Annotated in this window: 1 pseudogene; it reads right to left on the bottom strand. The window is 62.4% G+C overall.

Annotation, left to right across the window (positions count from 1 at the left end):
• Positions 1-2,034 (bottom strand): annotated as a pseudogene (locus ACXRVY_RS26125) (hypothetical protein); the annotation flags it as partial.

Raw genomic sequence — 2,034 nt, 5'->3', positions numbered from 1 at the left:
GGTGTAGGCCGTGGCGTCCGCCTCGGTCGTGACGACAGTAGTGGATACCTTTTGCAGGGTCGGCGGTGCGGCCGAAAACGCCGTGTACTCACCCGGCAGCAGGTTGACCCCGTTGCCGCCAATCGCGCCCACCGTACTCTGCAGCTGAGTGACTGCCGAGCCTTGGCTGGTCAGCGTGTCACCTTGTTGCGAGACGGTGGACGCCAGCGACTGCAGCGCGCTGTTGTCCGCCTTGCCCGCCACGGTGTTGCTCAGCGACGTCAGCTGACTGCCTTGGCTGGTCAGGCCGGTTTCGGTCTGGCTTACCCGGGCATCCAGCGCCGACGTCGCCACCGCCTGCCCAGAAACGGACGCGGCGGAATTGCCGGCGACAAAGGGTGAAGGCGTGATGCTGGTATTCGCCCCGGCCATTTTCTCGATCATCACGCTGTCAATCGTGATTTCCGTACCGGCTGCCAGGGCAGACATGTTCGGGTAGATCGTGATCGCGGCCCGCGCAAACGCGGTGGCGGTGCAGACGAACACCAGCCGTTGACGCGTGGTGCTATAGGTGGCGTTCACCGAATAACGATGACTGCCGTTGTACATCGAAACGCGCATCGCACCCACGGCCGAGGATTGCACGTACATCGATACCAGATACGTCCCGGGTTCCATATCGATGTTCCAGCCGGCCAGGTTGTTGGTCGGCGAAAGCATCAGGAACTGACTGGTGGACGTGCTGGCCGTTGTCATCTTGATGCCGTAGCCCGATGACGCCTCGGCCACGGCCACGCCGATACGCGCCAGACTTGAGCCGCTGACGGTGACCGGCAAAGTCGGCGACGTGAGCCAGCTGTATTTGTCCACCAGCAGGTTGGTGCCGGCGGCCCCAAGTCCACCAATGCTGGCTTGGATACCAGTCAGCGACTGCCCTTGTGCCGTGATGGCATCACCCTGCTGTGTCACGGTGTTGCTCAGGGCTGTAACGGTCGCCGCCTCGGCCTTGGTCGCCACTTGAGTCAGCGCATTGGCCGCCGCTGCCGCCGCATCGGTGGCCACCTTGTCAGTGACCGCCGCCCACGCCGAGCCAGTCCAGCGCTTCGGGGTGTTCGCTCCTCCGGTGATGTCGATCCACAGATTCTGCGCCAGCTGATCGGCCGCCGCCGGCGCCGCCGTCTGCACCAGCACCTTGCCCTTGCCACCGGCAAGGGTGTTGGCCGCGTTCGCCGCGTTTTGCGCGGCGGTCACGTTGGTGTTGGTGGTGGTCAGGCTGTTGTTTAGCCCGGTGATCGCCGTGCCTTGGCTGGTATTAACCCCCTCGATGCTGGTGATTTTGCTTTCAGTGACATTAACCCGTGCGGCCAGGCCGTTCGAATCCGATACCACTTGGCCAACGTCCATCCAATAGGTCGCATTCGGGGGCGACTTCGCTCCGCTGACATCCGCTGGCACCGCGATTTTGGCTTGGTACAGGCGGTCATCCAGACGAATCGAGTCGCCAACATCGTAGGCTTTTTCTTTCTGATACTCCCCCGACTTGGCAATGGTGTTGACCTGATCGATTTGCTGTTGCAGCGCGGCCTGCCCTTCGCCTACCCGTTCATCCAGCTCATTCAAGCGATTGCTCACCGACCCTGGCAGGGTTGCCGGGCCATCAATCAAATCGATCCTGCCGAGCAAGCTACCGCCCAACTCAGACTCAGAGATCTGACCCGCGATCTGATCAAGAATCGGTCCCGCGTCGGAACWGGCCTGCCCCATGACGCCAAGGCCTGTCGGATAAAAAGGCCCCACGTTGCCGGTACGGTCGATCAGGCGTACCCAAAAAAACAGGCGCGCCCCCGCCTGCAGGTGCTGCAGTGAATAATCGTTTTGCGGGTAAGCCAGATCCGCCAGCTTGGTCGCAGCCTCCAGACTGGTTGTCGGCCCGTACCAGATTTCCGTCCGCTGGCTGTCCTCGGCGCCGGCCGGGAATCCCCACTTGAGGTAGATGCCAAACAGCAGTGGTGTGGCTGTCAGCGATGACACCGCTGGCGGCAAGCCTTCCTTGCC

It is taken from the genome of Pseudomonas sp. P5_A2_2, from assembly GCF_054177685.1.
The sequence above is the reverse complement of the archived record's forward strand: the minus strand, read 5'-3'. Positions and strand labels throughout refer to the sequence as shown.